Consider the following 25475-nt stretch of genomic DNA (forward strand, 5'->3'; position numbering starts at 1 on the left):
AAGCGCGCGGTCGCGACGGTCTCTCCGCCCGACAGATGCAGGCGAACCTGGTCCGGGCCTTCCTCGATGCCCGCTACTTCGGTGCCACGCCGTATTTCTCCGCCCCCGGCGATGAACAACTCGGCCATCTTCTCGGTCACGGCGGTGTAGTCGACGATTTCCGTCGCTGGGCTGAGCAACGCGCCGAGACCGGTGATGTTCGGCTCCATCTCCGCCAGTTCAGCGGCGGAAACCGGGCGCACGTCCAGGCCGTTTTCAAGCGCGCGGTGCGTCAGCGCCGCCAGCCGCTCCATTTCCACGGCATCGGTGGCGACGATCAGTTTTCCGCATTGTTCGTAAGGCAGGCCGTGTTCCTGGCAAAACCGCACCGTCTCAGTCAGCCCTTCGCGACAGAACCGCGCCTTGAGGCTGCCTGGGGCGTAGTAGATGCCGGCATGGATCACGCCGCTGTTACGTCCGGTCTGGTGGCGCGCCAGCGCCGTCTCTTTTTCCAGCACGCGGATCGGGAGGCTGGGGAAGCTACGCTGCATTTCCAGTGCTGTGGCGATACCGACGATACCTCCGCCGATCAAGGTCAGGTCTGCCATATCCGCTCCGTCATTTGGGCCAGAGACACAGGGAGGCCGCATCCCCGGCCCGAGGTCACGCAATCGGCTTGATCTTCTGGTCGCCGTGCTTGCGTTCCCAATCCGCCCATTCGTCATGCGGGTTCGGATCGCGAATTATGTCCGCTGCCGAATAGGCGAAATCAGCGATCTCGTCCTTGCGCAGCACGGCAACGCCGGGTTGCTTCAGGGCGTATTCAAGGAACCGGTCCAGCGATTTGACCCGGTAGGGGCGGCCCTGCACCCGGTCATGGGTCGAAATGGCCATCATCCGCCGCCGATGCCCCGCCTCTTCGCAGAGCTGGTCAAATTCGTCCTTGAGTTGGCGTTCGTATTCGGTCGTGGTGAATTTGTAACCCTCGAACTGGATGATGTCGTTGAGGTTCATCGAATAGGGCACCACGGCGAAGTCCTTTCCCCGCACCGGGATGAGGAACGGTTCGTCGCGGCTGACATCGTCGATGTGATAGCGGAAGCCTTCGTCCTGAAGGATTTTCAAGGTGTTCACAGTGCCGCGCATGGCCGCACCGTTATAGCCCACCGGGCGGGTGCCGGTGGCGCGCTCGATCGAGGCGATGTTGTCGGTGATGAACTTGCGCTCATCAGGTTCCTGCAGATCGACCTGCATGATCCCGTCGCGGCCATGCGCAGCGGCTTCGTGCCCACGTTCGACAATTTCCTTTGCCACATGCGGACTGCGATCGACGGCGCTGCCGACCATGTGCGACGTTACCTTGATTTTGTGCTTGTCCCAGAGGTCGAGCATACGTTGGATGCCTTCGACATAGCCGTAGCGATACCAGCTTTTGGTCGGGAAATCGGGATAGGCCGGGTCCATGTCGATGAAGCCCGAGAACGGTCCTCCGGGTCCGTAGGGTGCTTCGCCGCCCGCCTCGAATTGCATCGAGATCGAAATGACCAGGCGAATATCGTCGGGCCAGAATGTCTTCGTCATGTCATGCTCCTTGGGATTGGTGGCGCAGGTCGGACCGACCCGCACCTCGCGGTTGGCGGCGTCAGTTGACGCCCCAGATCTTGCGATAGACATCGCGGTAACCGTTACCCGGATCGTAGGAGAGGTCGGCGCCGCCATCCTCCTTGATGTTGTCGGGCGTGAAGAGGTGCACCGGCACGACGAAACCGGACTCGGGCTCGCCCGCGAAGGCACGGTTCATCTCGTCGACCGCTTGCCAGCCATGCAGGTGCAAAGGCTCGGCCACCGTAGCGAACTGATAGAAGTTCTGCTGAATGCGCTGGAAGGCAGCCTCGGAGCCATCGCCCGCCGAAATATTGCGGGGATGACCGTCCTGCGCGATTCCGGCCGAGATCAACGCCGGCGCCATGAAGTCGTATGGCAGGTCGTTGATCGTCAATGAATAGGTCCATTCGTCGCCGAAACGCTGCAGAAGCGAATTGGTCAGCGGTGGCATCCGGTTGCTGGTCTCGGCCAGCGGAGTATCCTCGACCGAAAGGATCTTGCAGCCGTCGCATGCCTTGATGACATCTGCCATCGCATCGGATTTGGCGATTGCTATCTCATAGACGCTGTCGGTGAAGATCACGACATTGGCGGTGCCGTTACTGTCGGCGACGGCAAGCGAGGCGGCGGCGCGCGAGATTTCCAGTGGATCGGTGGTGATAGTGGTGAAGATCGGGTGTTTGTCCGACGCACCGGCCGAGGCGGTGGAATGCCAGCCGACAATGATGATACCAGCATCATGAGCCTGCCGGATCGCTTCGGCCTGTTCATTGGCGTCTACGGTGCCAAGAATGATGCCGTCGGGCTGCAGCGCGATGGCCTGTTGCATTGCAGCTGAACGCCCGGAAACCGAGCCCTGACCGTCGATGACACGCAGCGTCCAGCCAATCGCCTTGGCCGCTTCCTCTACACCTTCGCTGACGCCAAGCGCGCCGCCATTGCGTTGGTCCGCCGACACATAGACGATAGTCTTGCCGGTCTGCGCCTCGGGGCCACTGGTGGGGCCGGTCCAGGGCGGGTTGGGCTGTGAGGCCTTGGCAACATAGGCCTTGGCATCGCTGACCGCATCGGCGAAGGCAGGCACTGCGCAAAGCAACGTGCTGGTTGCGAGCAGTGCCGCCAGTGTGGTTGTGAGTTGAGTTTTCATCGTCTTGCTCCTCCTGTGAACCGATGATCTCATTTTGTGGATTGGGGTCGGCGCGCATGCCGGACCGAACTGCGCCGGCGCTGCGCGTAGCCGGCGATGCCGATCGCGATCAGAAGCGTCGTGCCGTTGAACAGCGGTTCGACGTAGAAGGCGCCGCCCATCTGCTGGATGCCCGAAATGCCGACAGCGAGAATGATGACGCCAACGATCGTGCCCCAGACATTGACACGCCCCGGCTTGATCGTGGTCGAGCCAAGGAAGGCGCCCACGATTGCGGGCAGCAGAAATTCCAACCCGACGCTGGCCTGGCCGATCCGCAGTTTCGCGGCCAAAATTATGCCCGCGAAGGCGCCGATGAGCCCGGAGGCGACAAAGGCGCCGATAACGAAACGACGGGTTCGGATACCATTCAGTTCGGCCGCGCGCGAATTCGCGCCGATAGCGTAGAGATTGCGCCCGATGGGCAGGAAGTCGGTAACGACCCAGAGCACCAGGGCGATACCCAAAACGTAAAAGGCGGCGATCGGCAGCCCGAAGAAGGTCGTTCCGTAAATGCCCGTGAAGTTTTCCGGCAACGCACCGATGACCTGCCGTCCGCCGGTGTGCCAAAGCGCAAGCGCATAGACGATCGTCCCGGTTCCAAGCGTCGCGATAAAGCTGTCGATCCGCGCGATTTCGACCAACAAGCCGTTGATCAAGCCAAGCAGGCAGCCGCCCAACAACACGATCAGCACCGCGATCGGCCAACTGAACCCATAGACCGTCTGCAGGCTGATCGCGAGGACGTGCCAGATGACGATACCGTAACCGACAGTCAGGTCGATCCGGCCGGTCATCATCGGGATCATCGCAGCAAGCGACAAAAGCGCGATGACCGACTTCTCACCCAGGATCGCGCGAAGGTTAAGATAGGTCGGAAAGGTGCGTGGCAAGAGGATCGAGAACAGGATAATGAGCGCCAGAGTCAGGAGGGGCAAGCCGTAGACCGGCAGCAGCCTCAGGATCCGTGCCACGGGAGAGAGTTCCCGCAGTTCCGAGCGAGTTGGTTCGAGTGCATTGGATTCGAGCGATTGCATCAGGTATCCTCCCTGGGTGCCGCCTCCAGCGAGGCCGCATTGAGCAGCGCCTCTACCGACAGGTTTTTTGGGTGAGTTCCGCGACGATGCGGCCGTCATGAAAAACGCAGGCCCGGTGGCTGAGCGCCGCGACTTCCTCGAAGTCGGTGGAGATCAGCAGCACCGCCAGACCGTCCTTCAATGCCTTGGCGAGAAGCGCGTAGATATCGGCTTTTGATCCGACATCGACCCCGGCGGTGGGATCCTCCAGGATCAGGACCGAACCTCCGACTTCCATTCAGCGGGCCATGACAACCTTCTGCTGGTTGCCGCCGGAAAGAGTCTCGATCGGGGCGGTAGGGTCATTCGGGCGGATGTCGAAACGGTTGCCGATCTCGCGTGCTGCGTCGGTCTCCCTGCTCGGGCGCCGCGGTTTGAAAAAGCCCCTGCCTGTCAAACCGGGGTTGAGGAACAGGTTTTCCTGCACGGAAAGGCCAGCCGCCACGGACTCGGCGTTGCGGTCTCCTGCCAGCATGCAGATGCCCTGGCGGATGGCATCGAGCGGATGCGCTGTCTCGAATGGGCGTCCGGTTTCGAGTTCGATCCGTCCAGCAGTTCGGGCACTGCGTCCGAAGAGTATATGTCCGACCACGTCCTGACCGGCACCACGCAGGCCGACCAGTCACAGTACCTCGCCTTTGCGCAACAGAAAATCGATCGGGCCGACATCCTCGGCGCAGACCTTCTCCATACGCAATGCGACAGGAGCATCGGCTGCAGCGGCAGGATGCGCGAAGACCTCTTCCAGATCGCGGCCGATGATCAGCCGTATCAAGGCATCACCATCCAGAGCCCCGATCGGCTCATCTCCGACCAGAAAGCCGTCGCGCAGGACGACGACGCGGTCGGCGATGGCGAAGACCTCGTCCAGCCGGTGCGAGACGTAGATCATGGCGACGCCCGCGTCTCGCAGATTGCGGAGAACGCCGTGCAGCATTTCGACATCCGATTGCGGCAGGCTGGCGGTGGGTTCGTCCAATACCAGGAGCGCCGCGTTACGGTTCAGCGCGCGGGCGATCGCGACCAGCGATTTCTCGGTCCGCGTCAAGCTTTGCACACGCGCGTCCGGATCAATACTGTCCGAAACATGCGCCAGGGCTTCGAGAGCTCCAGCGCGCGTCGCCGACCAGTCAATGAGTCCGAACCGGCGCGGATAACCGTTCTGCATCAAGGCGATGTTCTCAGCGACCGTCATCCATTCGATCAGGCCAAGATCCTGGTGAATGAAGGCAATGCCCGGATGCGCGTCGCGCGGGTCGAAAGGGGTGCCGGCGAAATGAAACGTGCCGCTGTCGGCGCTGAAGACGCCCGCCAGTATCTTGATCAGCGTCGACTTGCCCGCACCGTTCTCGCCAAGAAGGGCTACGATTTCGCCACGGTGAACGTCAAAGCCGGCGTCGGAGACCGCCTGAGTGCCACCAAAGCGTTTGCAGACCCCAGAGATGGATAAGACCGGGGTGTTCGCACGAAGTGCGATGTCAGGTGCCATGAACAATTCCTCCCGGATGGCCGAGGAATCGGCAAGCGTGGCCGATATTCGACAATCTGGACGTATTTTATCTGTTGGGACTCGTCCTGCCTTCGAAAATCGGTCAATTGTGCGCGATAATCGGTCAGGTGGCGGCGTTCAAACGACGCCTCAGGCCTGAAAGCAGCCCCGGGAAGAGAGAGAATAGGTCAGGCTATGAATCATACACAGCAAACCGAGGGCTCCACGCAACATTCGCGGCCTCAGGTTGATTGGTTTTACGTTGAAAGTGGCGCACCGAGCCACGCGCGCCGCTTCGGCACAGCGAGGTTTGACTACTTGACCGAGGCGGAGCCGGGCGGCCAACTCGTGCGTTGCACTGAGGGCGAGCTTGAGCTTTTCGGCCATGCGGGCGAATGGGTCATTCCGGCCGACCACATGGTGTACATACCGCAGGGGCGCATGTTCCGTCTACGCGCGCGGGTGCCATCGGCCGGCATCGTAATTCAGTTTGGCCGCGGCGAGGTCGCCTGGTGGCGCGACGGTTGCTGGGTCGGTCCGGTCAGCGAGATGGCAGCAGCGCTTGTTGACTACGGACTGAAATGGAACGCCGAGCATGCGCAGCGCAACCGACAGGCCGCATGCTTTTTTGTAACCCTGGGCGAGATGCTGCCCGACTGGTTTCGCCATGAACGGATCAACTGGATTCCCTATGCCGAAACAAGTGCGATCCAGCGGGCCATAGATTTCGCGCACGCCCAGGGGCCGTCGGTATCTCTGCCCGAAGTCGCCTGTCACGTCGGTATGTCTGAACGCACCTTCCGCCGGCGCATACAGTCGGAACTCGGGCAAAGTTGGCGAGATTTCATACGGGAGTTCCGGATGAACAGGGCGATGGAGATGCTGCGCAAGGAACGACGTTCGGTTACCGAGACGGCCTTTGAGGTTGGGTTTTCATCCAGCTCGGCCTTCTCCAGCGCTTTTCTTGATTATGTCGGCAGGACGCCATCAGCCTATGCGCGGTCGTTTACTGCCACGCATGTGCAGTAGTGCTCACAGTTTGGCGACCAAGAATTCGATGAACGCCCGGATCCGACTAACCGAGCCGCTGCCGCGGCTGTAGACGATCTGAAGCGCCGATTGCGATTCCGGTGCGAAGTCTTTCAGAAGTTCGACCAGCCGACCGCTTTCGAGGTCGTCCCTCACATCCCAGATCGATTTCAGGGCAATACCGCGGCTGTCCAGGCACCAGCGCCTGATCTGGGCGCCGGAGTTTGCGGTCCGATTGCCGGACACCATGATGTCACACTTCTTGCCGTCGATAACGAAGGACCATTCCCGGTCGATGACGGGGCCGAACTGCATGACAAGGCAGTTGTGCACAGCCAGATCATCGGGCGTCCCGGGGCAGCCATGTTTCTCGATGTATGACGGTGCAGCGCAAATGACCCGGCGGTTGTCGCCGAGCTTCCTGACCATCAGGCTACTGTTCTTCAGGGCGCCGAAGCGTATCGCCAGGTCAAGCCCCTGTCCGACGATATCGACATAGCCATCAGACAAAACCAGTTCGACGGTGACATCCGGGTGCAGGTCCATGAACTCGTCGATCAAGGGAACGATCCGGTTTTCGCCGAGATCGATTGGCGCGCTTAGACGGATCACGCCTGATAGCTGGTTAATTCCTAGCTTTACTTGCGCTTCAAGATCGTCGGCCTCCGCAACGAGCGTTCGGGCGCGTTCAAGCACCAACCGGCCGGCATCGGTCAAGCTTATGGAGCGCGTAGTTCGATTGAGAAGCGTTGCGCCGTAATACGCCTCGAGGCCAGCCAATCTGTCTGAGGCCGTTGCAGCCGACAGCCCGAAATCTCGACCGGCGGATGCGACACCCCGCTTTTCCACAATACGGATGAAAAACGCCAAGCTGTCCAATCGATCCATTATCCGAATATGCCGGATAATATTATCGAAATCTACTCAATTATCTTGGTTCTGCCGCTTCGCTATCTCTTCGAGCGAAAGGACGGCACCTCATGCAATTCGACCATCTCACCATCCGCACTCGCGATCTCGACGCCAGCAAGACGTTTTTCGAACAGGTGCTCGACCTCTCTGAGGGTGAGCGCCCGGCGATTATCCGGCTGATTCCGGGGTACTGGCTTTTCGACGGCGACCGGCCAGTCGTGCATCTCATCGGAACAGTGCGCGGAGACCCCGGGCGCCCCGCAGAAGCGATTGATCACGTCGGCATTCGGCCCGACGGCTCCTACCACGACTTCCGCGCCCGCCTCGAACGGCTCGGCATTCCTTATTCGCTGATGGACGTGGTCGAGTTGCAGGAGCGCCGGGTCTTCTTCCACACCCCCGGCGGACCGCTTCTCGAAGCCGTTTTCGACGAGCCGGTACCCTCCCAACACAGTTCAAAGGACCAAACATCATGACATTCACAGACACATCCGTTTCCGTCGTCGTCGGCGGAGCCACCGGCATTGGCCGCGCGGTTGCCGAGGCGCTGAAAGCCCGCCCCGGCCGGGTCGAAATCGCTGGTCGCCGCAACAGCATCGACATCTCCGACGAAGCCTCGGTGGCGGCATACTTCAAGCAAGTGGGCCCGGTCGATCATGTGGTGGTCACCGCGGGGTCGAGCGCACCGGGTGGGGGCGTCACCCAGGTGGACCTCGGCGCGGCGAAGGCCGCCTTCGACGTCAAGTTCTGGGGATCGGTGATCGTCGCCCGTGAGGCCGCGAAACACATCCGCCCAGGCGGGACCATCACGCTCACTTCCGGGTTCCTCGCCCGCCGCACCGTTCCCGGTGCCTTCGTCAAGACGGCGATGAACGCCGCGCTCGAGGCGACGGCCAAGATGCTGGCGAAAGAGCTGGCGCCAATCCGGGTCAATATCGTCAGCCCCGGCCTGACCAGGACCGAAGCCTATTCCGGGATGGACGAAGCCGCGCGCGAACAGATGTTCGCAGGCGCCGCCGAACGCCTGCCCGCTGGCCGGGTGGCCGAGGCCGCCGATGTCGCCGCCGGCTACCTCTTCGTCATCGACAATCCCTCCGTCACTGGTGCCGTCATCGACATCGACGGCGGCGCGCTCATCAACTGAAGGACCGGACCCATGTCACTCACCTCGAAAATGCCATTACAGGTCTGGATCCTGACGCTGGCGGCCTTTGCCATCGGCACGGCGGAATTCGTTATCGCCGGCATCCTGACCCAGGTCGCCGAAGGGCTCGGCATCAGTGAAGGCAAGGCCGGCAACCTCATCACCGCCTATGCACTCGCCATTGTCATCGGCGGCCCGATCCTGACGCTGTGGCTGGCGCGCTTCGGCAAGCGCAAGGTTCTGATCGGGCTGATGGCGCTGTTCGTTGTCGCCAACCTGATCACGGCGCTGACAAGCGACTATCATGTGCTGCTCATGAGCCGCGTGCTCGCCGGTCTGACCCAAGGACCGTTCTACGGCATCGGTGCCGTCGTCGCGACGCGTCTGGTCGGCAAGGAACTGGAGGGCCAGGCGGTCGGCCAGATGTTCGCCGGGTTGACGCTGGCCAATGTGCTCGGCGTTCCGGGCGGCGCCTGGATCGGCAACCTCTATGGCTGGCAGGTGCCGTTCATGGTCGTGGCCGGTCTCGGTGTGCTGACCGCTATTGCCATCATGCTGGCCATCCCGCGCCAGGGTGCCGATGCCCACCAAAGCGTGCGCGAACAGATCGGCGCCTTCCGTGACCGCAATCTGCAGGCAAGCCTGCTGATCACGGTGCTGGGCTGGGTCGGCTTCATGACCTTCTACGGCTACATCGCCCCCGTCGCCGAACAGGTGGCTGGCTTCGAACGGTCGTCACTGACCTGGCTGCTGATCATCGTCGGCTTCGGCCTCGTCATCGGCAACAGCCTGGGCGGCAAGTCGGCCGATACCAATCTGCGCCGCGCGCTGATCGGCTGGCCCGCCGCCATGATCGCCGCGCTGATCGTCATCGGTCTGGTCGCGCCGTTCAAATGGCCCTTCGTCGTCGCGGCCTTCGTCTTCGGCGTGGTCTCCTTTGCCAATGTCCCACCGATGCAGATGCGGGTCATGAAGTTCGGGAGTACTGCGCCCGAACTCGCCGCGACCGCGAACATCTCGGCCTTCAACATCGCCAATGCGCTTGGCGGCTTGATCGGCGGGGCGGTGATCGACAGCAGCTTCGGCGCCGCCGCCATCCCCTTCGCCGCCGCGATCGTGCCGGTGATCGGCCTCCTCTTCATCCTCAGCCAGGAACACAAGCCCGCTCCTGTCGCCTGCAACGCCTGACCGAAAGGACTACCACAATGACTTCCTCTCTCTTCGAACCCGTCACGATCGGCGCCCTGAGCCTGCCGCATCGCATCGTCATGGCACCAATGACCCGGTCGCGTTCGACCCAGCCTGGCGATGTGCCCAACGCGATGATGGCCGAATATTACGCGCAGCGCGCCTCCGCCGGCATGATCATCACCGAGGCCACGCAGATATCGCCTGAGGGCAAGGGCTATTCCTTCACCCCGGGCATTCACTCGGACGAACAGGTCGCGGGCTGGACGCTGGTGACGAACGCGGTTCACGCCGCGGGCGGGCGGATCGTGCTGCAGCTCTGGCATGTCGGGCGGATGAGCCACGAGAGCTTCCATCCCGACGGCAAGCCGGTCGCCCCCTCGGCCATCGCACCGGGTGCACAGGTGTGGATCGCCGATCCCGAGACCGGCGAAGGCGGCATGGTCGATTGCCCGACACCGCGTGCCCTGTCGACGCAGGAGATCGCGCGGGTGATCGACGACTATCGTAAGGCCGCGGAGAACGCCAAGGCGGCTGGCTTCGACGGCGTCGAGATCCACGCCGCCAATGGCTATCTGATCGACGAGTTTCTGCGTTCGACCTCCAACCATCGCACCGATGGATATGGCGGCAGCGTCGAAGGCCGCATCCGCTTTGCGGTCGAGGTGGCCGAGACGGTGAGTAAAGTGATGGGGGCCGATCGCACCGGCATCCGGTTCTCGCCCTTCATCACGCAGCGCGGCATGGACGACCCGGAAGCGCCTGCCACCATCCTGACGCTGGCAAAAGAACTGAACCGGATCGGCCTTGCCTATATCCATCTCGCCGAGGCCGACTGGGACGATGCTCCGGAAACGCCACGCGAGTTCCGCATCGCGCTCCGCTCGGCCTTCTCCGGCACGGTGATTGTCGCGGGCGGCTACGACCGGGACAGGGCCGAAGCCATCCTGAAAGATGGTCTGGCCGATGCCGTCGCCTTCGGCCGGCCGTTCATCGCCAATCCCGATCTGCCGCGCCGCTTCGCCGAAGGGTTGTTGCTGGCAGGGTTCGACGGGGCAACGCTCTTTGGCGGCGATGCCGGCGGTTACACTTCCTATCCCGCCTACGGGGTCGCAGCATGACCACGCCACTCACAGGCCAGGAGGTTTCGCGAGCCCGCGCGAACGACCGGATCGGCACCGACCTCGTGCTCGACACCGGGGCCATGCGCATCTGGCATCTGCGTCTGGCTCCGGGCGAGACCCTGCCCGCGCATCGCCACGACCGGCCGTATTTCTGGACCGTTCTGACCGATGGAAAGGGCCAGTCGCGCTTCGACGACGGACGTGTCGTCGATGTCACCTACCACGCCGGCGACACGAAACACTTCGACGACCTGAAGTCCGACAACGGCTTCGTTCACGACCTCACCAATACCGGAGACGACGAGCTCGTCTTCGTCACCGTCGAATTCGATCAATAACAAAGGAGACTTGCATGAAGACCATTTCTACTGCCATGGCTGCAGCCACCACGCTTTTGGGCGTCATGTCGGCATCCGCCGATGAGTTCAAACTGACCAGCCCGGACTTGGCCGCTGGCGCGAGCATCAGCGCAAGCCAGTATGCCAATGCTTTCGGTTGCTCCGGGGAAAATGCGCGCCCGGCACTGGCCTGGTCCGGTGCACCCGAAGGCACCAAGGGGTTTGCCGTGACCCTTTATGACAAGGACGCCCCAACCGGCAGCGGCTTCTGGCATTGGGTTGTCACCGGCATTGCGGCTTCCGCAACCGGGATCGATGCCCAGGAACTGCCGGATGGCGCGAAAGTCGGCATGAACGATGCAGGCGTCAAACAGTTCATCGGCCCATGCCCGCCTGTGGGCCGCCAGCATACCTACGAGTACTCCGTCTACGCGCTGGATACCGATACGCTGGGCGCCCCGGACGATGCGACAGACGCGCTGACGGGCTTCTTCCTCTGGCAGCACACGCTCGCCAAGGCGACGCTCGATTTCACCGCAGGTCCGCGCAAATAGCCAGCCGAATTACACATACACGAAAGGGAAGCACACCATGAAAGCCGTCGCACTCATCAAGTATCTCCAAGTTGACGATCCGGAGTCGTTTCTGGATGCCGAACTCGACACCCCCGAACCGACAGGGCGCGACATCCTGGTCGAGGTCAAAGCGATTTCGGTGAACCCGGTCGATACCAAGATCCGCGCGCCCAAGGACAAGATCGAAGAGACGCCGCGCGTGATCGGCTGGGACGCCAGCGGCGTGGTCACAGCGGTTGGCCCAGAAGTCACGCTCTTCAAACCGGGCGATGCCGTCTACTATGCTGGCGATCTCACCCGTCCGGGCTCGAACCAGCAGTTCCAGCTTGTCGATGAGCGCATCGTCGGCCGCAAGCCGACAAGCCTGAACCATGCCGAAGCCGCCGCGCTGCCGCTGACGGCGATCACCGCCTGGGAGGCCTTCTTCGATCGCCTGAACATCGAACCCGACGGCGGTGCCGAGGGACAGTCAGTCCTGATCATCGGCGGCGCCGGCGGCGTAGGCTCCATCGCTATTCAGCTTGCCAAATGGGCAGGACTGGTTGTCATCGCCACCGCGTCGCGGCCCGAAACGATCGCTTGGGTTAAGCAAATGGGCGCGGATCATGTCGTCAATCACCGCGAAGATCTCGTGAGCCAGGTCCGGGCACTTGGTTTCCAGCACGTTGATCACATCGCGATCTTCAACGACATGCGCCACTGGAACGCCGCCGTAGAGCTCATCCGGCCCGAAGGCGGCATCGTCAGCATCGACGACACCGACCTGCCCATGCCGATGGGCGGCATGAAGACCAAGGCCGCAAGCCTGCATTGGGAGTTCATGTTTGCGCGGTCGATGCACCAGACCCCGGACATGGTCGAGCAGCATCGCCTGCTTTCGTGCGTGGCCGAACTGGTGGATCACGGAAAGATCCGTTCGACCCTCACAAAGACGCTCACCCCGATCAACGCTGAAAATCTGCGCGAAGCCCATCGCATGGTCGAAAGTGGTGGGATGATCGGAAAAGTCGTTTTGGAAGGATGGAGTTAGGGCGACTAGTCCCAACCTTGGAATGGCCTGCATGTGTCATGACTACTCCCAAGAGCAGCAACGGAACCTGGCGGAAGCAAAGGTATCAGCGTATCGAGGGCTCCGATTTAGAGGTTCTGGTTCTGGCAGCGGAGGCAGGCAGCTTTCGCCGAGTGAGCACGCAGGTTGGCGTTGGCCTGCCTGCGATCACGCGACGGATTCAAAAGCTCGAGGACACTGTCGGAGTATCCTTCTTTGAGCGCAGTCCTACAGGCGTTAGGCTGACCAATGCGGGTTGGAGATTCCTATGCCGTGTTCGGCGTATCCTGGGTGAACTCAAACTTGCAGTAGCGGATGTCGAAATTGCCGGCATAGGAGGAAATGGAGAGATAAACTTCGGAGTTACGGGATCGCTAACGAATAGGCCGTTCTGCGACCTCGTCTCGGATTTCCTCGGCAGTCATCGCGAGGTTCGGTCCAACTTCGTACAAGCTGATCGTGGCGAACTCGAAACACTACTGAACCACAGAATGATCGATCTCATGTTTGCTCCGGTGGGTCATTCTTCTGGCAACGGGGAAGTCCTGCCTTTTGCCAAGCATCAGATCTTTCTCGTGGTATCGCCCAAGCACGATCTGGCCGGGCGGAAATCGGTGTCATGGTCGGATATCGCAACTGTCGATTTGATCCTGGGAGCGCAGGAACCTGAACTCGTGTTTGAGACATTTACCCGCAGCGGTTTCATAGACCGCGGTGACAGGATCAAGGTGAAGCGGCATGCTCTTGATCGGGAAGGTATCTTCAACCTCGTAGACATGAATCTCGGTTCACTCGCGATCACGGCGGCATAGTCGAGAAGATCGCGGTGTACGTCAGGTGGAAGCTCCACACTCAGCTTGACGGGTTTGCCATCTGGAACGGATGAGAGCTTCAGCTTGGCGGTCATGGCTCAGCCTCCATACTCGGCGATCTACGCGACGTTGATTGGCTGCTCCACGGCGCGGAACAAAGGCACCTGCGACAATCGCGTCAACATCCGCCGCGATGAATTGGAGTCCCGTGTCCTGAACGCCCTGCGCACCCGGCTCGTGGACCCGGCGCTCTTCGCCAGGTTCTGTGAGGTCTTCACGCAGGAGGTCAATCGCCTGCGTATGGACAGCCGCGCCAGTATCAACGCAGCCCAAGCGGAGGTCGAGAAGATCGATCGCGAGGAAAAGAAGTTGATGGACCTCTATCTCAAGGATGCGCTGTCGGTCGACGCAGTGAAAGAGCGCGGCGACCAGCTAAAGGCACGCAAGGCAGAGCTCACAGCGTTCTTGGCGACAGCCGACGAGGCTTGCGAGACCGTGTCCACCGTTGCCCCGCAACTCAGGCCAAGCTGCGCAGGCGACGTGGACGCTGTCGCGCCAGTCCCACTGCGGGACCGGCAGGCCGCAGTTTCCACAGGCGGCCGCGACGGCGCTGCGATCAAAGCCGGAGTGCTGATAAACGGTCGCGCCTTTCAGCGCATCCCGCAGGACCGGCAGCACCTCGGAAAAGGTCGGGGCGCCCTGCACCGTGCAGGCACTGATTCCATGCAGATAGGTGAACACCCAGCGCTCCACCTGCGGATCGACATAGGTTACCCAGGTCTCGATGGAATTGTCGGGACGCACGCAGGCGACACCGATCTGGCAGATGCTGCCACGGCCGTTGTTCGCCGTCTCGACGTCCAGAGCAAAGAAGCGGAACGGGCCCTCGGGGAACGGCGTGACACGCGCCTGCCGGATGAGAGCGGGCTTCGGTGCTGGCGCCGCTACAGGAGCAACCTTCGCGGAAAGGAAGCGCAGGCGCTGCCGTTCGATGGCCGCCTTTTCGTGGGCACCCCAGCCAAGGCGGCGCAGCGTAGCCTCAACCAGATCGACCGGCTCGTCATAGGCCTGCATCCGGCGCCGGTTCCAGGCGATGGCGTGGTCGGGCGCGAGGGAGAGAACCTCGGCCTCCAGCCGGGCGATATCCGCCGTGTCGGGCATGGTCGCGTGCTGGCCGCGACCATGCTCGGGCTGACCGAGGTGCCGGTGATCCGGCTCAGCCATCTCGACGAGGCGGAACGCCGGGTCTACCGGATCGCCGACAACAAGCTGACGGAACTGGGCGAATGGGACGAGGCCCTGCTGCGCGACGAGATCGCTGGGCTCTTGGCCGAGGATTTCGACCTGACGCTGCTCGACATCAGCGACGATGATCTCGACGCGCTGCTGCGGGATCCTGAGGCGCTGGGCGGGGATGGTTCGGTCGAGGGCGAGGACGACGTTCCGGAATTGCCGGTCACGCCAGTGTCAGTGCCGGGCGATCTCTGGAATCTGGGTGGGCACCGGCTGATTTGTGGCGACAGCACCGCGGCCGATGTGGTCGGGCGGCTGCTTGGTGATGTACGCCCCCTGCTGATGGTCACTGACCCGCCCTATGGCGTGGAGTATGACCCCTCCTGGCGCAACCAGGCCGGGGCCGCGAAGACCAAACGCACCGGCAAGGTGCTGAACGACGACCGGGCCGACTGGCGCGAGGCTTGGGCGCTGTTCCCCGGCGACGTGGCCTATGTTTGGCACGGGGCGCTGCACGCGGCGACCGTGGCCGACAGCCTTGTGGCCGCAGGCTTCGCCATCCGGTCGCAGATCATCTGGGCGAAGGACCGGCTGGTGCTGAGCCGGGGCGATTACCACTGGCAGCACGAACCCTGCTGGTATGCGGTGCGCGCCAAGGGCAAGGGCCATTGGGCGGGCGACCGCAAGCAGACGACGCTGTGGCAGATCGCCAACCGGGGTCAGGATGCCGACACCGTGCACGGCACGCAGAAGCCAGTCGAATGCATGCGCCGCCCGATCCTGAACAATTCCAGCCCCGGTCAGGCGGTGTTCGAACCCTTCATGGGATCTGGCACCACGCTGATCGCGGCAGAAACCACGGGCCGCGTGTGCTTCGGGATCGAGTTAAACCCGGCTTACGTCGATGTGGCCATCGAGCGCTGGCAGCAATTCACCGGCGCGAACGCCGTCTTGGCTGACACCGGCGAAACCTTCGCCGACCTGAAGGCCAAGAGGCTCACGGCATGAATGCGCCCCGGCTGCCCGGCCGGATCGAAGACTGGCCCCTCGCCCGGCTGAGGCCTTACGCCCGCAACGCCAAGACCCACGACGCCGATCAGGTGGCCAAGATCGCCGCCAGCATGGCCGAGTTTGGCTGGACCGTGCCAGTGCTGGTGGCGGCCGACGGCGAGCTGATCGCGGGCCATGGTCGCATCCTCGCCGCCGCGCAACTCGGCCTGTCCGAGGCCCCGGTCATCGTGCTGGGCCACCTGACCGAGGCGCAGCGCCGGGCCTATCGCATCGCCGACAACAAGCTGACCGAACTGGGCCAGTGGGACGAGGCGCTGCTGCTCGGGGAATTGCGGGGCCTGATGGCCGCGGACTTCGACCTCGGGCTGATCGGGATCCCCGAGGACGAGCTGGACGCGCTGCTGCACGATGCCTACGACCGCGCGCCCATCGACGATGACGCGGCCGACACCATCCCCGAGGCCCCAGCCGAGCCGATCACCCACCCCGGCGACATCTGGGCGCTGGGCGATCACCGGCTGATCTGCGGCGATGCCACTGACCCGTCCGTGGTGGCGCGGCTGATGGATGGGGCGCAGGCAGCGCTGATGTTCACCTCCCCGCCCTACGCCCAGCAGCGCGACTATGGCGCGGCGAAGGAGAAGGTCGGCGATTGGGATGCGCTGATGCAGGGCGTCTTAGCCGCGGCGCCTGTCACCGCCGATGCCCAATTGCTCGTCAACCTCGGCCTCGTCCATCGGGACGGTGAATGGATCCCCTACTGGGATGGCTGGGTCGACTGGATGCGCGCGCAGGGCTGGCGGCGCTTCGGCTGGTATGTCTGGGACCAGGGGCCCGGCCTGCCGGGAGACTGGAACGGGCGGCTGGCGCCGTCGCATGAGTTCATCTTCCACTTCAACCGCCAGCCGCGGAAGCCGAACAAGACGGTCGGAAGCCGAACAAGACGGTCGAAAGCAAGCACGCGGGCGAAACCCTCGGCGGCGGTGGGCTGCGCGGGGCCGACGGCACGGTCCATCGCAAGACCGGCTACGGCAACGCGATCCAGAGCCATCGCATCCCCGACAGCGTGTTCCGCATCATGCGCCACAAGGGCGGGCTGGGCGCGGCCGGATCGCACCCGGCCGTGTTTCCAGTGGCGCTGGTCGAGGCGGTGCTGGAGGCCTTCACCGATCCCAGCGACCTAGTGTTCGAACCCTTCTGCGGCTCCGGCACACAGCTGATCGCCGCCGAACGCATCGGACGGCGCTGCCGCGCGGTGGAGCTGGAGCCGGTCTATTGCGACGTGGCGGTGCGGCGGTGGGAGATGGCAACGGGGTTGCAGGCGAGGAGGTCTAGCTCGTAAGGCGATCACCCACATCTTTTCGAACAAGCTGACGTTGCGGCCACAATCTCCGGCATGATAGCCTTGGGGGCAGAAAAGTGGTTTTGCCTATCAGAGGAACTGAAGATTGGAAGCACCCGAGGAACCGTTTCACACCGAGAGCATTGGAGCAAGCAAGGGGATAAATCCTTTTTTTGGAGAATGGCGGCACAAGTTCAATTTTTCGCCCGTTCCACACACCGCAAACGGAGCCCGCCGCAAGGAGTTTTGCGAAAAGGTTCAGAACGAAATCGGATGCTCCTATTACTTCACGGACGAAGTAAAGGTTGAGATAACCCTTCACATCGACGAGCAAAGGATCCGCGAGACTGATCAAACTGCTGACGTTGATAATTTTGCCAAGTGCATTCTCGATTGCATCAAAGGCAAGCACGGAATCCTGATAGACGACTGTCAAATTCAAAGTCTACATATTTCATGAATCGACATTTACGATGAGCATGAATGGTTTGAAGTCGAAGTGAGAGGTCACCCTGACGAATTTCTGCTGCGCGATGTTTGTCTGTACGAAATGCCTGATGGTCTCTGGTACCCACTCAGCAATCACACATGGGATGCAGGGGAGGCAAAGCCACTCGATGATATTTTGGAAATCTCTGGCCCGCTAATTCTAGAAGCGATGACAGACTTTTCCCGGAGGCTTCGCGCAATGCTCCGCGACGCTGGCTTCAACAGAATCAAGGCTTATCGCGAAGCGAGATACCACGCCACTGGCGCGCGCGGCTTTCACAAGTCACGTGTTGAAAGCGATTTCGACCTAATCGCCCTGAAGGATTGGCGAGCCAGAATCGCCGAGCTTACAGAAAAGGGCGATTCTCGGATGAAGTCGGTTCATGCAGCACTAGTGGAGTTCAAATCGAAGAAGGACGAGAGCCTCAAGATCTGGGAGCGGCTGTACCGCTCTAAAGGGGCTAAGTCCTGACGCCATACACCGTCCCTCTTCCCTCGACCTTCTCGGCTGTAATGGGAAGGCCGAGTTTCTTCTTAAGCGCTCCCGAGATCGAACCCCTGACCGTATGTGCCAACCATCCGGTAGCCGCGACGATCTCGGCGATGGATGCCCCCTCAGGCCGCTGGAGCATGGCGATGATCCGCGCCTGCTTGGTGCCAGCGCGAATGACGACGGGTTTCGCGGTGTTGGCGTTGTCGGACGCCGGTTCCGGCTTCGGCTTCGCCTTCCGCACATTGGCGACGGCGTTGGCCACCATCGGCTCGATCCCGATGGCTTCCAGCCCGGCCTCGGTGGCGATCAGCGTGGTGCCGTGGCCGTCGCCGGTTTCGCGCCACATCGGCTCGCCGCGCCGCAGTTTGGCCTCGACCTCGTCGAGCCAGCCGCGGGCGATCATCTTGCCGACGACCATCTTGGCGGCGGCGCCGACCAGCCCATCCGGCAGCGGCAAGGCAAGGTTGCCCGGCCGGGTCGCGGCGCGGGAGAGGATCAGGGATTGGGTGTCGGACGGGGTGGTCATCGGGGCCTCCGTGGCTGTGGGCGCGCGCTGTGCGCGGCTTCTACGGAGGCAAGTCCCGTCCTCGGACGGGGCAGCCGTCGCGCCGTGTGAGCACGTCAGGCGGCGTGTTCGCCTTCCTTGAAGGCGCTGTCGGTGATCTGGCGCAGCAGGCCCGCATAGTGCTTCAGCGTCCCGACGTGCCCCCAATGGATCTCGTCGGGGTGGGTCTCGAAGTGGTCGGCGCTCAGGATCTGAAGGCGCGCCAACATGGTGTCGATCTCGGCCTTGGCGGCGATGAAGGCGTCGAGGGCTTTGTCGTCATGGCGGCGGCTGGTCATCGCGCGGCCCTCCTTCAGCGGCGGGCTTCAGCGAGGCCCGCAGCATAGGCTTCTTCAAGGGCGGTGCGCATCGCCCAGACGGCGACCTCGTGGAAATCCAGCCCGTCGCTGTTCCGGGTGTCCAGCGTCTCGACGAAGAAGTGGCGCTTCGCGATGTCGAGCATCAGCGCCTCGGGCGCGGTGGAGGTGGGTTTGGCGGTTGTGGTCATGGTCTGGTCTCCGATCCGGGGGTGAGTTCCTGATCTCAAAGTCGCTCTTGCGAAAAGTATAATCAACGAAAACCGCCCTCCATTCCCGTTTATATTCAACGACTTGATCCGGAAGCCCGCACCATGAAAGGCATGAGCGAACGCGAGTATGCGGCCCATTCCGGCCTTTCGCGCGGCGGGGTGCAGAAGGCGCGCAAGAACGGGCGGCTGGTGGTTTATGACGACGGGTCGATCAATGCCGCGGCCTCGGATGTGCGGCGGGCGGAGATGACGGACCCCGACCAGCAGCGCCGGTCGCTTGGTGGCGAAGGGCTGGCCAGCGGCCCCGGCGACACGACTTCGTATATCAAGGCGCGCACGGCGCTGACGGTTTACGCGGCGCAGGAGCGCCAGCTGGCCGTGCAGAAGAAAAAGGGCGCGCTGGTCGATCGGGCGCGGGCAGAGACCCTCGTCTTCCGCCTGGCGCGGCAGGAACGGGATGTCTGGGTGACCTGGCCCGGACGGGTTGCCGCGCTGATGGCAGCGCAGATCATGGCGGAGGTGGAACGGCAATCCGGGGCATCGGTGACGATCGAGACCGCGATCCTGCAGAGGGTGCTGGAAGCCCATGTCAGAGAGCAGCTCGACGCCCTCGCCGATCTTCGGGTCTCGCTCGGATGATGATAACGACCTGACAGAGGGTCTCGACCTCGGCTTCGACGGCGCCGAGGATCTGCTCCGGGTCTGGCGGCAGGGGCTGCGCCCCGATCCGAACCTGACGGTGTCGGAATGGGCGGATGCGCATCGCTGGCTCGGCTCGCGCGCCTCGGCTGAACCGGGGCGGTATCGCACCGCACGCACGCCCTATCTGCGCGCCATCATGGATGCGCTCTCGCCCGGCCATCCGGCGCAGCGCATCAGCTTCATGAAGGCGGCGCAGGTGGGCGCCACGGAAGCGGGCAACAACTGGATCGGCTTCGTCATCCACCACGCGCCGGGGCCGATGCTGGCGGTGCTGCCGACGGTCGAGATGGCGAAGAGGTCCTCGCGGGGCCGTCTTGATCCACTGATCGCGGATATGCCAACGGCCTCGACCGGATCGAGACGATCCGCAACGACGGCAAGATCGAGGGCGCGGATCCCGGCATGGCGGCGCTGACCGGCAAGATCGAGGTGCGCTTTGCCGACAGCACGCTGGTGACCAAAGCCATCGACGGCACGCCTTGCGAGCTCGAATTCGCCTGGAGCCTTGGCGCCAACGCGAGCTTCACCTTCACCGCCCATGCCGTCTATTTGCCGCGGCCCCGCATCGAGATCCCCGGCCCGCAGGGCATTCAGGCGAGCTTCGACTGGCAGGCCGCAAAGGCCACCAGCCCCGCGCGCATGTGCACCGCCACCCTCGTCAACACCGTCACCGGATACTGACCATGATCCGTCTGAACCTCTCGAACCAGCCCGAATGGCTGGACCTTGCCCCGGGCCTGCAGCTGAAGCTTGCGCCGCTCACGACCGCTCTGATGGTGGCGGCGCGCGCCGATCCGGGCCTTGCCGCACTGCCCGAGGGTGCCACGCAGGAGGAACTGGCGCTTGCCATGGCCAAGGCCGTCGCGCGTCTGGCCATTCTCGACTGGGAAGGCGTGGCCGACGAGGCATGCGCCCCGACGGCGGTGACGCCCGAGGGCATCGACGCGCTTCTCGACATCTGGCCGGTGTTCGAGGCGTTTCAGACCCGCTACGTCGCGCGCGGCCTGATGCTGGATGCCGAAAAAAACGCCTGCGCGCCCTCGCCGACTGGTCCTTCGGCGGCGGCGAAGGCTATTGCGCGGCCTGCGAAGGCCCCTGCCCCGAGTGCCCCGCAAGACTGAACCAGCCGCAGACGGTCGAGGGCGCACAGATCTGGGATCTGGTGCAACGCCTTGGCGGGCAGCTGCGGCTCGTCCCCGGCGCGGTGATCGGCTGGGACATGGGCGCGGCACTCGCCCTCGCCGAGGCGCTGGGCGTCAACAGGCTCATCGCCGCCGAAACCCTGCCCGAGATCGAGGCGGTGATGGTGCGCAGGCTCAATGAACAGATCGTCCCGCAGGCGGGCACCTGAACCCCCCGCGGGTTTCAGGGCGCCAGCGTCCGCTGGACGATGTCGGGATCCTTGTCGATGAGCGCCAGCAACACCCGCGCCGGGCCTTCCGGGCTGCGGCGGCGCTGCTCCCAGTTCAGGAGCGTGCCCTTCTTCACCCCGATGCTGCGCGCGAAATCGGTTTGCGACAGCCCCGTGCGCGACCGGATCGATTGCACATCGGGCTCGGGCAGGTCGATCTCGTGCACCCGTCCCCGCCCTTCGCCGCGGGCCTGCGCAAGTGCCTCCTTCAAGCCCTGTTCGATGCTCGCAAATGCCTCGGTCATCTTGTCCTCCTGTAACTCGCCGCCAGCGCAGCCCCTAGTTCGCGCACGATGGCCGTTTCCGAAGCCGTCAGGTTTGCCTTCTCGTTCTTGGCAAAGACGGTGATCAGGAAAATCGGCGTCCCGTCATCGGGCTGTAAAAATGGATCACGCGATAGCCGCCGCTCTTGCCACCGCCGGGGCGGGCGAAGCGGAATTTCCGCACCCCGCCGCCAATCGCAACGCCGGTTATCGGATTGCGGGCAACAAAGTCGATCACTTCGAGCCGCTCCGCCTCCGACATGAGGCTGCGGGCACGACGCTCGAATTCCGGGGTTTCGACGACTGTCACGATGGCCATGGCGCAATATGTGCGCCATTGGCGCATAAGTCAATGACGCATTATCGCAAGGAGCCTCACGATGGCAGAGAAACGCGTGTCTGTCCGCCTTGTGGCGGAGGGCGGGCGGCAGGTGCGCGCCGAGCTGGAAGGGATCGGCGCGGCCGGGGCGCGCGGCTTCGGGCGGCTCTCCTCCGAGATGGAGCTTGCCAACACGCGACTCGCGGGCTTCGCGCGCAAAGCGGGGGTGGCGCTCGCGGCGGTGACCGTGGCCGCCGCGGCGGCGGGTGTGGCGATGGTGCGCGCGGGGCTTGCCAATGTCGATGCGCAGGCAAAACTCGCGCAGTCGATGCAGACCACGACCGAGAGCGTGCAAGTGCTGACATGGGCGGGCGAGCTTGCCGGGGTCTCGATGGGCGAGATCGAGCAGGCAACGAAGAAGCTCACGACGCGGCTTTCCGAGGCCGCGAGCGGGTCAGGCACGGCGGTCGGCGCGCTCGAGAAGCTGCACCTGACAGCAGCCGGTTTGCAGGCGCTGCCGCTCGATCAGCGCATCATCGCCATTCAGGACGCGCTCAACCGTTTCGTGCCCGAGGCCGAGCGCGCGGCCGTGGCTTCGGACCTCTTTGGCGACCGCGCCGCGCTCGCCTTCCTGCGCATCGACGCGGCCACGCTGCGCGATGCAGCCAAGGATGTGCAAGATTTCGGGGTGGCGGTGAGCGCTGCGGACTCGGCGCAGATCGAGCGCACCGGTGACGCGATCGCGCGGCTGAGCCTGATCTGGACCGGCCTCACCAACCGCCTCACCGTTGCGGTCGCCCCCGCGCTCGAGGCGGCGGCCAATGCACTGGCTGATGTGGCGCGCGCGAGCGGCCCGCTCGGACGCGCGATCAGCCTCGTCTTCGAGAACCTCGGGCGGCTCACCACCTATGCCGCGACCTTCGCCGCCTTCATGGGGGCTCGCTGGGTCGCCGGACTTGCCGCGGCAGCGCTTTCCGTGCGCGGCCTTGCCACGGCACTCGTCGTCCTGCGCGGCGCGCTCATTCGCACCGGCATCGGGGCGCTGATCGTCGGCGTGGGCGAGCTTGTTTATCAGGTCTCCGAATTTGCGGCCCGGGTTGGGGGCGTGGGCGAGGCGTTCCGGCTGCTTGCCGATCTCGCGCGCGAGGTCTGGTCGCGCATAGGCCTCGCGCTCGATGCGGCGCTCGCCCGGATGGCGGCGGGCTGGCTGGGGCTGAAGGCCGACGCACTCTCGGCACTTGAAGGCACCATCGCAGGCGTCGTGAGCTTTGGCGACCGCACGGCGGCAGTGTTTCAAGGCGCCTATGACGCGGCGGTGGCGATCTGGGGCAAGCTGCCGGGGGCGATCGGTGATTTTGCGTTTCAGGCGGCGAACGGGCTGATCTCGGGGGTCGAGGCGATGCTGAACGGCGTCGTCACCCGCATCAACCGCTTCATCACCGCGCTGAATGCCGCCCTGGACCTTCTGCCCGATTGGGCCGTGGGCGAAGGCGGGGTGAAGATCGGCACGCTCGATCCCATAGAATTGGGGCGCATCGGCAATCCGTTCGAAGGCGCGGCCTCTGCTGCGGGGACGGCGGCGGCCGATGCGTTTTCGGCGGCGCTTGGGCGGAGTTACATCGCACCGCCCGATCTCGGCCTTGGTACCATGGCCGATGAGGCCCGCGCCCGCGCCGAGGCCTATCGCGAAGCCTCGGGCATGCTTTCTGACGCGGGCGGGCGCCCGCTTGCCTCCTGGCAAGCGCTGAAGGATGCGGTGGCGCGCACCGGCACCGATGCGGAAACGGCTCTGACCAGCGCAACGGGCGCGGCGGACGATCTGGCCTCCGGTCTCGACGAGACCGCCGAGGCCGCGCGGGGGGCAGGTGGCGCCGCGCGCGCGGCAGGCGCTGCCGCCGAAGATGCTGCGGAGCGCGCGGTGCCGCTCTGGCGTGCCGCGAGTGATGCGCTTACCGATTATGCCGCCAAGGCGCGCGACATCGGCAGCGATATCGGCACTGCGCTCGTCGGCGCCTTTTCCTCGGCCGAAGAGGCCGTGGCCAGCTTCGTGAAGACCGGCAAGCTCGATTTCCGCGATCTGGTCACCTCGATGATCGCCGATCTCGCCAAACTCGCGGCACGGCGCTTTGTTCTGGGGCCGCTCGCCAATGTGCTTGCCGGTGCGCTGGGCGGTGCGGGCGGGATCTTCGCCAACATCCTGCACGCGGGCGGCACGGTCGGCGCCGCGGGCCCCGAACGCATGGTTCCGGCGCTGGCCTTCGCGGGTGCCCCCCGCATGCATTCCGGCGGCTGGGCCGGTCTGCGTCCCGACGAAGTGCCCGCGATCTTGCAGCGCGGCGAGCGGGTGCTCTCGAAGCGCGAGGCGGCGGCGACCGGCAGCGCCGCCGCACCAACCGTCAACGTCACGATCATGGCGCGCGACGCGGAGAGCTTCCGGCAATCGCGCACCCAAGTCGCCGCCGATATCGCCCGGGCGGTCTCGCTTGGGCGCCGCGGCATGTGAGGATCAACCATGGCCTTTCACGAGATCCGTTTCCCCGATGCGATCAGCCGCGGGGCGCGAGGCGGCCCGGAGCGGCGCACCCAGATCGTCGAACTGGCCTCGGGCGCCGAGGAGCGCAATGCCAGCTGGGCCAATTCCCGCCGCCGCTATGACGTCGGCTACGGCATCCGCCGCGCCGATGATCTGGCGGCGGTCGTGGCGGTTTTCGAAGCGCGCAACGGCCGTCTTTATGGCTTCCGCTTCAAGGATTGGGCCGATTTCAAATCCTGCCTGCCCTCGCAACTCCTAGGCCCGACCGATCAGGAGATCGGCACCGGCGATGGCAGCACGACGCAGTTTCAACTGACGAAGCGCTACAGCTCCGGCGCGCAGAGCTGGACGCGAGGAATCACCAAGCCCGTCGCCGGGACCGTCACCATCGCCATGAACGGGGTGCCGCAAGCCTCCGGCTGGTCGGTCTCGCCCACGACCGGCCTTGTCACCTTCACCACCGCGCCCGCCGCAGACGTCGCCCTCAGCGCGGGGTTCGACTTCGACGTCCCCGTCCGTTTCGACACCGACACGCTCGACATCACCCTCGATCTCGAACGGCTCGGCTCGATCCCCTCTATCCCCCTCACGGAGATCCGGCCATAAATGACGACACAAGTTTTGTCGGCGCAGTGCTGCGCGATCTGCTCACCTCGACGGCGGTGATCCTCGCCGCCTGGGGCGCGCTCGGCGGCGCCACCAATGCGCTGACCACAAAGATGCGCCTGCGCGATGCGCTGCGCCATGTGCTTCTCGGCGGGCTAATAGCCGCGGGCACGGGAAACCTCTCGATGGCGCTCATCACCACATGGCTTGCCCTGCCGCCCGAGGCGATCGCGGCCGGGGGCGCGGCAGGCTCGGCCGCCTATCTCGTCGGCGTCTTCGGCCCGGCCTTCATCGAGGTCGCCCTCGCCCGGCTGCACGCGAAGAAAGGAGGCAACCCCGATGCATGAGCTCATCCGCCTCGCGCGCACGATCCGCTGCGATTCTGCCAATCCAGTCAAAGCGTTCCGCCATCGCCTGCGCATCGGCGTGATCGTCGCGGCGCTGATTTTCATCCTCTCCACACTCGGGTGATCCCATGCACATGACCAACCGGGG

At 63.9% G+C, this 25475-nt stretch carries 34 protein-coding genes and 4 pseudogenes; 23 read left to right on the plus strand and 15 right to left on the minus strand.

From position 1 onward, the window contains the following. The 7 genes from BW949_RS15655 to BW949_RS17485 all read right to left on the minus strand — a co-directional run. A partial coding sequence (locus BW949_RS15655) for an FAD-dependent oxidoreductase (RefSeq protein ID WP_143524465.1) occupies nt 1-587 on the minus strand: 587 nt, incomplete at its 3' end. Between the two features lie 55 nt (nt 588-642). Beyond that, on the minus strand, nt 643-1560 hold the full coding sequence (locus tag BW949_RS15660; protein WP_076367782.1) for a polysaccharide deacetylase family protein: 918 nt from the start codon (nt 1558-1560) through the stop codon (nt 643-645). 61 nt (nt 1561-1621) lie between these two features. Continuing rightward, nucleotides 1622-2731, minus strand: coding sequence for a substrate-binding domain-containing protein (locus tag BW949_RS15665; protein WP_076367784.1), 1110 nt, complete (start codon nt 2729-2731; stop codon nt 1622-1624). A 29-nt stretch (nt 2732-2760) separates the two neighbouring features. Next, a complete protein-coding gene (locus BW949_RS15670; RefSeq protein WP_076367786.1) occupies nt 2761-3807 on the minus strand; it encodes an ABC transporter permease in 1047 nt (348 codons plus the stop codon). Between the two features lie 52 nt (nt 3808-3859). Next, a complete protein-coding gene (locus BW949_RS17475) occupies nt 3860-4084 on the minus strand; it encodes a hypothetical protein (RefSeq protein ID WP_235816335.1) in 225 nt (74 codons plus the stop codon). Then, nucleotides 4085-4438 (minus strand): sugar ABC transporter ATP-binding protein, encoded by a 354-nt coding sequence (locus BW949_RS17480; RefSeq protein ID WP_235816336.1) that lies wholly within the window; start codon nt 4436-4438, stop codon nt 4085-4087. A gap of 30 nt (nt 4439-4468) precedes the next feature. Beyond that, nucleotides 4469-5335 carry an ATP-binding cassette domain-containing protein gene (locus BW949_RS17485; protein WP_235816337.1) on the minus strand — a complete coding sequence of 289 codons (867 nt, stop codon included), beginning with the start codon at nt 5333-5335 and terminating at the stop codon, nt 4469-4471. A gap of 195 nt (nt 5336-5530) precedes the next feature. On the opposite strand from BW949_RS17485, the gene BW949_RS15680 reads away from it, so the two are divergent. Continuing rightward, nucleotides 5531-6364 (plus strand): helix-turn-helix domain-containing protein, encoded by an 834-nt coding sequence (locus tag BW949_RS15680; protein ID WP_076367788.1) that lies wholly within the window; start codon nt 5531-5533, stop codon nt 6362-6364. Nucleotides 6365-6367: 3 nt separating this feature from the next. Here the strand turns inward: BW949_RS15680 and BW949_RS15685 are convergent, their stop codons facing one another. Next, complete coding sequence (locus tag BW949_RS15685) at nt 6368-7252, minus strand: LysR family transcriptional regulator (RefSeq protein WP_076367790.1); 885 nt, start codon at nt 7250-7252, stop codon at nt 6368-6370. A gap of 92 nt (nt 7253-7344) precedes the next feature. On the opposite strand from BW949_RS15685, the gene BW949_RS15690 reads away from it, so the two are divergent. From BW949_RS15690 to BW949_RS15725, 8 genes are read left to right on the plus strand one after another with little or no spacing between them, the layout of a single operon-like run. Continuing rightward, nucleotides 7345-7752, plus strand: coding sequence for a VOC family protein (locus tag BW949_RS15690; protein ID WP_076367792.1), 408 nt, complete (start codon nt 7345-7347; stop codon nt 7750-7752). Continuing rightward, on the plus strand, nt 7749-8420 hold the full coding sequence (locus tag BW949_RS15695) for an SDR family oxidoreductase (RefSeq protein WP_076367794.1): 672 nt from the start codon (nt 7749-7751) through the stop codon (nt 8418-8420). Before BW949_RS15690 ends, BW949_RS15695 begins: the two co-directional genes overlap by 4 nt. Nucleotides 8421-8432: 12 nt before the next feature. Continuing rightward, nucleotides 8433-9608, plus strand: a complete 1176-nt coding sequence (locus BW949_RS15700; RefSeq protein WP_076367796.1) for an MFS transporter — start codon at nt 8433-8435, stop codon at nt 9606-9608. Nucleotides 9609-9625: 17 nt separating this feature from the next. Then, complete coding sequence (locus BW949_RS15705; RefSeq protein ID WP_076367798.1) at nt 9626-10729, plus strand: alkene reductase; 1104 nt, start codon at nt 9626-9628, stop codon at nt 10727-10729. After that, nucleotides 10726-11070, plus strand: a complete 345-nt coding sequence (locus tag BW949_RS15710; protein WP_076367800.1) for a cupin domain-containing protein — start codon at nt 10726-10728, stop codon at nt 11068-11070. The genes BW949_RS15705 and BW949_RS15710 overlap by 4 nt, the downstream gene beginning before the upstream one ends. A 14-nt stretch (nt 11071-11084) precedes the next feature. Continuing rightward, nucleotides 11085-11624, plus strand: coding sequence for a YbhB/YbcL family Raf kinase inhibitor-like protein (locus tag BW949_RS15715; RefSeq protein WP_076367802.1), 540 nt, complete (start codon nt 11085-11087; stop codon nt 11622-11624). 37 nt (nt 11625-11661) lie between these two features. Next, nucleotides 11662-12675 carry a zinc-binding alcohol dehydrogenase family protein gene (locus BW949_RS15720; protein WP_076367804.1) on the plus strand — a complete coding sequence of 338 codons (1014 nt, stop codon included), beginning with the start codon at nt 11662-11664 and terminating at the stop codon, nt 12673-12675. Between the two features lie 38 nt (nt 12676-12713). Beyond that, nucleotides 12714-13505 carry a LysR family transcriptional regulator gene (locus BW949_RS15725; protein WP_076367806.1) on the plus strand — a complete coding sequence of 264 codons (792 nt, stop codon included), beginning with the start codon at nt 12714-12716 and terminating at the stop codon, nt 13503-13505. A gap of 29 nt (nt 13506-13534) precedes the next feature. Here BW949_RS15725 and BW949_RS17490 read toward each other — a convergent pair. Continuing rightward, nucleotides 13535-13600 (minus strand): annotated as a pseudogene (locus BW949_RS17490) (hypothetical protein); the annotation flags it as partial. A gap of 337 nt (nt 13601-13937) precedes the next feature. After that, nucleotides 13938-14729, minus strand: coding sequence for an exonuclease domain-containing protein (locus tag BW949_RS15735; protein WP_328585832.1), 792 nt, complete (start codon nt 14727-14729; stop codon nt 13938-13940). Here BW949_RS15735 and BW949_RS15740 point away from each other — a divergent pair. The 5 genes and pseudogenes from BW949_RS15740 to BW949_RS15755 all read left to right on the plus strand — a co-directional run. Then, nucleotides 14661-15746: pseudogene (locus BW949_RS15740) on the plus strand (DNA modification methylase); the annotation flags it as partial. The gene BW949_RS15735 and the pseudogene BW949_RS15740 sit on opposite strands and share 69 nt — an antisense overlap. Beyond that, on the plus strand, nt 15743-16933 hold the full coding sequence (locus BW949_RS15745) for a ParB N-terminal domain-containing protein (RefSeq protein ID WP_407947273.1): 1191 nt from the start codon (nt 15743-15745) through the stop codon (nt 16931-16933). The pseudogene BW949_RS15740 and the gene BW949_RS15745, both read left to right, overlap by 4 nt. After that, nucleotides 16828-17091: a DNA methyltransferase gene (locus BW949_RS17770; RefSeq protein WP_407947274.1), complete on the plus strand. Its 264-nt coding sequence runs from the start codon at nt 16828-16830 to the stop codon at nt 17089-17091. The genes BW949_RS15745 and BW949_RS17770 overlap by 106 nt, the downstream gene beginning before the upstream one ends. A gap of 106 nt (nt 17092-17197) precedes the next feature. Continuing rightward, nucleotides 17198-17551 carry a RusA family crossover junction endodeoxyribonuclease gene (locus BW949_RS15750; protein WP_076367808.1) on the plus strand — a complete coding sequence of 118 codons (354 nt, stop codon included), beginning with the start codon at nt 17198-17200 and terminating at the stop codon, nt 17549-17551. A gap of 228 nt (nt 17552-17779) precedes the next feature. Further along, the gene (locus BW949_RS15755; protein WP_076367810.1) at nt 17780-18052 is read left to right on the plus strand and encodes a hypothetical protein; all 273 of its coding nucleotides are present in this window, start codon (nt 17780-17782) and stop codon (nt 18050-18052) included. On the opposite strand, the gene BW949_RS15760 is transcribed toward BW949_RS15755, so the two are convergent. The 3 genes from BW949_RS15760 to BW949_RS15770 form a co-directional block, all read right to left on the minus strand. Further along, entirely contained in the window at nt 18042-18599 is a 558-nt protein-coding gene (locus BW949_RS15760; protein ID WP_076367812.1) for a DUF3489 domain-containing protein, read from the minus strand. The genes BW949_RS15755 and BW949_RS15760 overlap by 11 nt on opposite strands. A gap of 95 nt (nt 18600-18694) precedes the next feature. Next, nucleotides 18695-18916: a hypothetical protein gene (locus tag BW949_RS15765; protein WP_076367814.1), complete on the minus strand. Its 222-nt coding sequence runs from the start codon at nt 18914-18916 to the stop codon at nt 18695-18697. Nucleotides 18917-18930: 14 nt separating this feature from the next. Then, complete coding sequence (locus BW949_RS15770; protein ID WP_076367816.1) at nt 18931-19125, minus strand: DUF6900 domain-containing protein; 195 nt, start codon at nt 19123-19125, stop codon at nt 18931-18933. 123 nt (nt 19126-19248) lie between these two features. Here BW949_RS15770 and BW949_RS15775 point away from each other — a divergent pair, with 123 nt between their 5' ends. From BW949_RS15775 to BW949_RS15795, 5 genes and pseudogenes are all read left to right on the plus strand, one after another. Beyond that, on the plus strand, nt 19249-19785 hold the full coding sequence (locus BW949_RS15775) for a hypothetical protein (protein ID WP_076367818.1): 537 nt from the start codon (nt 19249-19251) through the stop codon (nt 19783-19785). After that, nucleotides 19733-20236: pseudogene (locus tag BW949_RS15780) on the plus strand (phage terminase large subunit family protein); the annotation flags it as partial. The gene BW949_RS15775 and the pseudogene BW949_RS15780, both read left to right, overlap by 53 nt. Further along, nucleotides 20167-20529 (plus strand): annotated as a pseudogene (locus BW949_RS15785) (phage tail tube protein); the annotation flags it as partial. The pseudogenes BW949_RS15780 and BW949_RS15785, both read left to right, overlap by 70 nt. A gap of 2 nt (nt 20530-20531) precedes the next feature. Beyond that, nucleotides 20532-20969, plus strand: coding sequence for a hypothetical protein (locus BW949_RS15790; RefSeq protein WP_076367820.1), 438 nt, complete (start codon nt 20532-20534; stop codon nt 20967-20969). A gap of 41 nt (nt 20970-21010) precedes the next feature. Next, nucleotides 21011-21199: a DUF7697 family protein gene (locus BW949_RS15795; protein ID WP_235816338.1), complete on the plus strand. Its 189-nt coding sequence runs from the start codon at nt 21011-21013 to the stop codon at nt 21197-21199. Between the two features lie 14 nt (nt 21200-21213). Here the strand turns inward: BW949_RS15795 and BW949_RS15800 are convergent, their stop codons facing one another. Further along, nucleotides 21214-21504: a helix-turn-helix domain-containing protein gene (locus BW949_RS15800; protein WP_076367822.1), complete on the minus strand. Its 291-nt coding sequence runs from the start codon at nt 21502-21504 to the stop codon at nt 21214-21216. A 103-nt stretch (nt 21505-21607) separates the two neighbouring features. After that, the gene (locus BW949_RS15805) at nt 21608-21841 is read right to left on the minus strand and encodes a type II toxin-antitoxin system RelE/ParE family toxin (protein WP_200805151.1); all 234 of its coding nucleotides are present in this window, start codon (nt 21839-21841) and stop codon (nt 21608-21610) included. A gap of 61 nt (nt 21842-21902) precedes the next feature. Here BW949_RS15805 and BW949_RS15810 point away from each other — a divergent pair, with 61 nt between their 5' ends. The 4 genes from BW949_RS15810 to BW949_RS17620 are packed head-to-tail and all read left to right on the plus strand — an operon-like array spanning nt 21903 to nt 25451. Further along, nucleotides 21903-24344 (plus strand): phage tail tape measure C-terminal domain-containing protein, encoded by a 2442-nt coding sequence (locus tag BW949_RS15810; RefSeq protein WP_076367824.1) that lies wholly within the window; start codon nt 21903-21905, stop codon nt 24342-24344. Between the two features lie 9 nt (nt 24345-24353). After that, nucleotides 24354-24980 (plus strand): DUF2460 domain-containing protein, encoded by a 627-nt coding sequence (locus BW949_RS15815; RefSeq protein WP_076367826.1) that lies wholly within the window; start codon nt 24354-24356, stop codon nt 24978-24980. Nucleotides 24981-25006: 26 nt separating this feature from the next. Next, nucleotides 25007-25327, plus strand: a complete 321-nt coding sequence (locus BW949_RS15820) for a hypothetical protein (protein WP_235816339.1) — start codon at nt 25007-25009, stop codon at nt 25325-25327. Then, nucleotides 25320-25451 (plus strand): hypothetical protein, encoded by a 132-nt coding sequence (locus tag BW949_RS17620; protein WP_268875859.1) that lies wholly within the window; start codon nt 25320-25322, stop codon nt 25449-25451. Before BW949_RS15820 ends, BW949_RS17620 begins: the two co-directional genes overlap by 8 nt. Nucleotides 25452-25475: the final 24 nt, after the last annotated feature.

Source organism: Phaeovulum vinaykumarii (assembly GCF_900156695.1).
Classification (GTDB): Bacteria; Pseudomonadota; Alphaproteobacteria; order Rhodobacterales; family Rhodobacteraceae; genus Bieblia_A; species Bieblia_A vinaykumarii.